This is a genomic window from Streptomyces spiramenti (assembly GCF_012034385.1).
Lineage (GTDB): Bacteria > Actinomycetota > Actinomycetes > Streptomycetales > Streptomycetaceae > Streptomyces > Streptomyces spiramenti.
On sequence record NZ_JAAVJB010000267.1, the window covers coordinates 1 to 6,037 of the forward strand.

The 6,037-nt window shown below is 71.7% G+C and carries 5 protein-coding genes; 2 read left to right on the forward strand and 3 right to left on the reverse strand.

What is annotated here, in order from left to right; translation table 11 throughout:
* Positions 1-37: 37 nt before the first annotated feature.
* From HCJ92_RS21195 to HCJ92_RS21205, 3 genes are all read right to left on the reverse strand, one after another.
* Positions 38-979: a sugar ABC transporter permease gene (locus HCJ92_RS21195; protein WP_167935220.1), complete on the reverse strand. Its 942-nt coding sequence runs from the start codon at positions 977-979 to the stop codon at positions 38-40.
* Positions 980-981: 2 nt separating this feature from the next.
* Positions 982-2,046 (reverse strand): carbohydrate ABC transporter permease, encoded by a 1,065-nt coding sequence (locus tag HCJ92_RS21200; RefSeq protein WP_167935217.1) that lies wholly within the window; start codon positions 2,044-2,046, stop codon positions 982-984.
* A 74-nt stretch (positions 2,047-2,120) separates the two neighbouring features.
* Positions 2,121-3,368, reverse strand: a complete 1,248-nt coding sequence (locus tag HCJ92_RS21205; protein ID WP_167935218.1) for an extracellular solute-binding protein — start codon at positions 3,366-3,368, stop codon at positions 2,121-2,123.
* A 412-nt stretch (positions 3,369-3,780) separates the two neighbouring features.
* On the opposite strand from HCJ92_RS21205, the gene HCJ92_RS21210 reads away from it, so the two are divergent.
* Together HCJ92_RS21210 and HCJ92_RS21215 are read left to right on the forward strand one after the other, a co-directional pair.
* Positions 3,781-4,815: a substrate-binding domain-containing protein gene (locus HCJ92_RS21210; protein ID WP_167935219.1), complete on the forward strand. Its 1,035-nt coding sequence runs from the start codon at positions 3,781-3,783 to the stop codon at positions 4,813-4,815.
* 107 nt (positions 4,816-4,922) lie between these two features.
* Complete coding sequence (locus HCJ92_RS21215; protein WP_338054300.1) at positions 4,923-6,026, forward strand: phosphatase PAP2 family protein; 1,104 nt, start codon at positions 4,923-4,925, stop codon at positions 6,024-6,026.
* The last annotated feature ends 11 nt before the right edge of the window (positions 6,027-6,037 follow it).

Genomic DNA, 6,037 nt, shown 5'->3' on the forward strand with positions numbered 1-6,037 from the left:
GAGCCGGCGGGTCGGACCGCCGGCTCCGCGGGGACGGTCAGGACTTGGTGGCTCCCGCGGTCAGGCCGGCCTGCAGGTGTCTCTGCGCGTACCCGAAGACCAGCGCGGCCGGGACCGCGATGAGGACGGCCGCGGCCGTCATGTGGTGCCAGTCCTGCGTGTGCTGGTTGACGAAGGTCTGGAGACCGCCGGCGAGGGTGAGGTTCTGCTCGCCGGTCAGGAACGCGGTGGCGTAGGCGACCTCGGCCCAGGCGGTGACGAAGCTGTAGAACGCCGTCACCGCGATACCGGGCTTGGCCAGCGGCAGTACCAGCCGCCAGTAGGTGCCGAACGGCGAGAGGCCGTCGACCCGGCCCGACTCGTCGATGGAGACGGGGATCGTGTCGAAGAAGCCCTTCATCATCCAGGCGCAGAACGGCACCGCGATGGTGAGGTAGGTGACGATGAGGCCGACCGGCTGGTTGAGCAGGCCGTAGCGCGACATCAGGTTGTACAGCGGGACGATCAGCACCGCCATCGGGAACATCTGCGTGATCAGCAGGGTCCACATCAGCGAGCGCATGCCCGGGAACCTGAAGCGGCTCAGCGCGTACCCGGTGGTGGAGGAGATGAAGACCGCGAGGAAGGTCGTCACCACCACGATCAGCAGGGAGTTGCCGAACCAGGTGAGGAACGCCGTCTCGTTGACGACGTACTGGTAGTTGTCGAAGCTGAAGTCGGCGGTCAGCGACAGCGAGAACGACTCGCTGCGCGGTTTGAACGACGTCACCAGCAGCCAGAACGGCGGGAACAGGGCGACGAACGCGCCTGCCAGCAGCCCCAGGTGGAGGCCGAACGAGGCCAACGGGCCCCGCTCGCCGCGGCGTCGTTGCCGCCGGCCGCCGGGGTCGCCCCCGGCCGGGCCCGCCGCGACGGCGGGAGCGGCGGGGCCCGCGGGCCCGGCGGTGTCGGACGCGGTCACGGTGGACTGGGTGGCCATGGTCACCACGCCCCCTCTTTGTCGCCCTGCTGCCGCAGCGCCCGCCGGTAGACGAGGGCGAAGAGGATCAGCAGGATCAGGATCAGCACGCCCCAGGTGGCCGAGCCCGCGAAGTCGCGGGGGCTGCGCTGGAACGCCAGCTTGAACGCCTCGGTGACGAGGATGTCGGTGGAGCCGACCGGCCCGCCGCCGGTGAGCAGGAAAATCACCGGGAACATGTTGAAGGTCCAGATGCTGCTGAGCAGCACCACGGTGGCGCTGACCGAACGCACCCCCGGGAGGGTGATGTTCCAGAACCGCTGCCAGGCGGTCGCGCCGTCCATCTCCGCGGCCTCGTACTGCTCCGCGGGGATGGACTGGAGCGCGCCCAGCATGGCGATCAGCATGAACGGCACGCCCAGCCAGACGTTGACCGCGATGACGGAGACCTTCGCCCAGAACGGGTCGGTCAGCCAGCTCATCGCGCTCAGGCCGCCGCCCTCCAGGGCCGCGTTGAGGATGCCGGACCGCTCGTTGTAGAGCATCCGCCAGGCGAAGACGGAGACGAAGGCCGGGATGGCCCACGGAAGGATCAGGGCGATCCGGTACAGGGAACGGCCCCGCACCTTCCGGTTGAGCATGTTCGCCAGCGTCAGGCCGATGACGAAGGTGATGACGACGCAGGAGACCGTCCAGACGACGGTCCAGACGAGCTTGTCCCAGAAGTGGCCGCCGGTCAGCACGTCCACGTAGTTCTGGAGGCCGACGAACTCGTAGCTGGCGTCGATGGTGTTGACGCCGATCCGGCGTTCGACGTTGCTCTCGTCGGCGTCGGTGAACGTCAGGTAGAGGCCGCGCACCAGCGGCCACCCCACGATCACGCCGATGACGGTGATGACCGGGGCCACCATCACCCAGGCGTACCAGTGCGTCGCCAGCCCGCGGCGCAGCCGCGTGACCGCGCCCGGCCCGGGGCGGCCCCCGGTGGGGGCCGGCCCCGTCTCCTTCCGATCCGCCGGGAGGCCCGCGGCAGGGGCAGTGGTACCGCCCCCTGCCGCGGCCTTCGGCGGGCCGCTCGCGTCAGCCATGGTTGTGGGTCAGCTCCTCGATCTCCTGCGTCCTGCCGGGCCGTTGCGGGGCGCGGTCGGACCGCGCCGCGCCGTCACTGCCAGTCCAGGAGCTCCCGGTAGCGGTCGGCGATGGCGGCGGTGGTCTCCTCGGGGGTGGCCCGGCCCAGCAGCATGGCCTCGGCCTCCTCCTTCAGCGGGTCGAAGAGGGAGTTGGCCTGCGGGATCCAGGCGCGCTCGTGCGCGACCTCGACGGCCGGCGCGAAGAACTCGACCATCTCGTTGGCGGCGACGCTCTCGGCCTCGTAGACGGAGGACCGGGTGGGCAGCAGGCTCAGTTCCTCCGTGATGCGCTGCTGGACGTCTGCGGACGACATGTAGGCGACGAACTCCTGGGCCGCGGTCATGTCCGCCTCGCCCAGACCGGCGTAGACGCCGTAGTTCCAGCCGCCCTGCGGGGAGCCCTGGCCGGCGGAGCCGGCGGGGACCGGGGCGACGCCGAGGTTCTCGGCGCCGATCGCGTCGCGGGCGTCGTTGATCGCCCAGGGGCCGTTGATCATCATGGCCACGTCGCCGTTGCCGAAGGACGACATCATCGACTCCCACCCGTCGGTGGTGTCGGTGATGGCGGCGCCGGAGTCCAGGAGGTCCTGCACGGCCTGGAAGGCGGCCACGCCCGCGGCGTCGTCGACGGTGACCGTCTCGCTGTCGGCGTCCACCAGGTCGCCGCCCTCGCCGTAGAGGTAGGGCAGGAACCAGTAGGCGTCGTCACCGCGCAGGTAGAAGGGGGCCTCCAGGCCCTCGAACGCGTCGACGGAGTCCTGGATGTCGGTCAGGCTCTCGGGCACGTCCACGCCGGCCTCGTCGAGGAGCTGCTCGTTGTAGAACAGCGCGAGGGTGTCGATGACCTGGGGGACGGCGTAGGTGGTGCCGTCGTACTGGGTGGAGGCCCAGGCCTGCTCCAGGTAGTCGTCCTGGTTCTCGACGGCCGGGGTGCCGTCCAGCGGCGCGAGGTAGTCCAGGCTGGCGAAGTCCGAGACCCAGGCGACCTCGGTGCGCATCACGTGCGGGGCCTCACCGGTCGGCGCGGCGTTCTTGAAGCGGTCCTGCGCGCCGTCCCAGCCGATGTTGACGTAGTCGACCTCGACGTCGTCGCGCCCCTCGGCGAACTCCTCGGCGACGGCCCGGAAGACCTTGGCCTCGGTCTCGTTCGAGGTGTCCCAGTAGGTGACGGTCACCTTGCCGTCGCCGCCGCTCCCGGCGTCGTCCCCGTCGCTGCCGCACGCCGTCGCGGTGAGTGCGAGGGCGGCGATGGCAGCCGTCGTCCCTATGCTGCGCCGCATGTGAACTCCTTCAACATGACTCCGCCCGTCAGAGGACGCGAAAGGCGCGCCCAGGGGGCACCGCTCCGCTGCGGCGCCGGGCTGAGCAGGAACGTAACAGTGGCGCAATCCTTTGGAAAGACTTTGCGGCAAGTTTCTGCAAGCGATGCCGGGTCGTGACCGCCGCCCCGCCGCGCCCGCCCGGGTCCTCCCCCGCCACCTGGTCGCGTCACCGGGCGGCGCCCCTCCCGGTGGGAGCGCCCGAGGGGCGCGGGCGGCGACCAATGCACTCGGCGCGCGACGGCCGGCGGCATCCCCCGCCCGGGCTGCGATCCGGGGCACCGGCACCGCGCGAGCACCGCACCGGGGACATCCCGGACAGCGGGGCGGCGCCCTGTGCGGGGCCGTCGACCGCCCGGTACAGTCCGTAGGCGTGACCGCGCGGCTAGCAGACATCGCAGCCCAGGCGGGGGTCAGCGAAGCGACGGTCAGCCGGGTGCTCAACGGCAAGCCAGGTGTCGCCGCGACCACCCGTGACGCCGTGCTGACCGCACTCGACATCCTCGGCTACGAGCGGCCCGCGCGGTTGCGGCGCCGCAGCGCCGGCCTGGTGGGTCTGATCACGCCGGAGCTGGACAACCCGATCTTCCCCGCGTTCGCCCAGGTCATCGGGCAGGCCCTGACCCGCCAGGGATACACGCCGGTCCTCGCCACCCAGACCCCGGGCGGCTCCACCGAGGACGAGCTGACCGGCATGCTGGTCGACCGCGGCGTCGCCGGCATCATCTTCGTCTCCGGCCTGCACGCCGACACCACGGCGGACACCGGACGGTACGAGCGGCTGCGCGGCCACGGGGTGCCGTTCGTCCTGATCAACGGCTACTCGGAGGCGGTCCGGGCCCCGTCCGTCTCCCCCGACGACGCCGCGGCGATGCAGCTCGCCGTCACTCACCTCGCTTCGCTGGGCCACCGCCGCGTCGGTCTCGCTCTCGGGCCCGCCCGGTTCGTCCCGGTCCAGCGGAAGACCGCCGGGTTCCGGAGCGCGGTCCGGCGGGAGCTGGGGATCGGCGACGACGAGGCCACCTCCCTCATCGAGCACTCCCTGTACACGCTGGAGGGCGGGCAGGCCGCGGCGGGCGCGCTGCTCGCCAGGGGCTGCACCGCCGTGGTGTGCGCCAGCGACATGATGGCGCTGGGCGCGGTCCGCATCGCGCGCCAGCGCGGGCTGACCGTCCCGCGCGACGTCTCCGTCATCGGCTTCGACGACTCACCGCTGATCGCCTTCACCGACCCGCCGCTCACCACCATCCGGCAGCCGGTGACCGCCATGGGCCAGGCCGCCGTCCGGGCCCTGCTGGAGGAGATCGGCGGCACTCCGGCGCCCCACAGCGAGTTCGTCTTCATGCCGGAGCTGGTGGTCCGGGGCTCCACCGCCGCGGCACCGGGGTCGGGTCAGACCCGAGGATGACTCCGGCCGCCCCGGACCGGACCGCAGTATGACGGCTGACCGGCGCCTCTCTGGCAGACTGTCGGCTCATGGGGGTAATCAGCGTCGGGCCGAAAGATGATCACCGGGTGAACTCAGCACACGCGGACCAGGGGACCACCGATCCGTCCGGCCGCCGCAGACCGCTCGACCGGTTCCGGCACACCCGCCGCCCCCGCATCTGGTTCGAGCTCCTCCTCATCGCGGTCAGCTACTCGGTCTACTCCTACATCCGCAACGCGGTGCCGGAGCAGGAAGAGACAGCCCAGCGGCACGCCCACCAGATCTGGGACCTGCAGCAGGCGATGGGGCTCGACTTCGAGCTGGCCGTCAACCACGCCGTGAACGACGTGACGTGGCTGATCGTGGGCGTCAACTACTTCTACGCCACGTTGCACTTCCTGGTGACCATCGCCGTGCTGGTCTGGCTGTTCCGGAGCCACCCCGGGCGCTACGGCGCCACACGGCTGGTGCTCTTCGCCACGACCGCCGTAGCCCTGGTCGGCTACTACTTCTACCCGCTGGCCCCGCCGCGCCTGATGGAGGGCATGGACTTCATCGACACCGGGCTGCTCCACCAGACGTGGGGCTCGCTGTCGTCGGAGTCGATGCAGACCGTCTCCAACCAGTACGCGGCGATGCCGTCGATGCACATCGGCTGGTCGGTGTGGTGCGGCCTCACCATCGCGGTGCTGGCTCGCCGCCGGTGGCTGAAGGCGCTGGGCGTGCTCTACCCGGTGGCGACGCTTTTCGTGATCGTGGCCACCGCCAACCACTTCTGGCTCGACGCCGTCGGCGGTCTGGTCTGCCTCGGGTTCGGCTTCCTCGTCTCGGCGCTCTGGTTCGGCGCGCTCTGCTACCGACTGCCGCGGTACGTCACCGCGCCCCGGGCGGCTGCGGCGTCCGCTTCCGGCTCCGCGGTGCCCGCCCCCGCCGGCCCGCACCGCGGGCCGGGCGAGGCGGAGGGTGACGGACCCGGCCACCCCGGTGGCGACGGCGGCCCTCCCGGTGGCGGGAGGGACGGCGGCGGCCCCGCCGGGGACGGCAGCTCGGCCGATCCGACCGGCGACGCGGCAGGACAGCACCACGGCGACGCCGGTCCGGACGCCCCGCGCCCGCCGGACGACGGCGGGCTTCCCCGGCAGCAGCGGCCCTCGGAGGTCCCCGCCGGGTCCCGCCCGACCCGGGGCTGACCCCTGGGCGT

Excerpts from the sequence above, each read along its gene's own strand:
- HCJ92_RS21200 (WP_167935217.1), bottom strand. The coding sequence starts at position 2,046 with ATGGCTGACGCGAGCGGCCCGCCGAAGGCCGCGGCAGGGGGCGGTACC.
- HCJ92_RS21205 (WP_167935218.1), bottom strand. The coding sequence starts at position 3,368 with ATGCGGCGCAGCATAGGGACGACGGCTGCCATCGCCGCCCTCGCACTC.
- HCJ92_RS21195 (WP_167935220.1), bottom strand. The coding sequence starts at position 979 with ATGGCCACCCAGTCCACCGTGACCGCGTCCGACACCGCCGGGCCCGCG.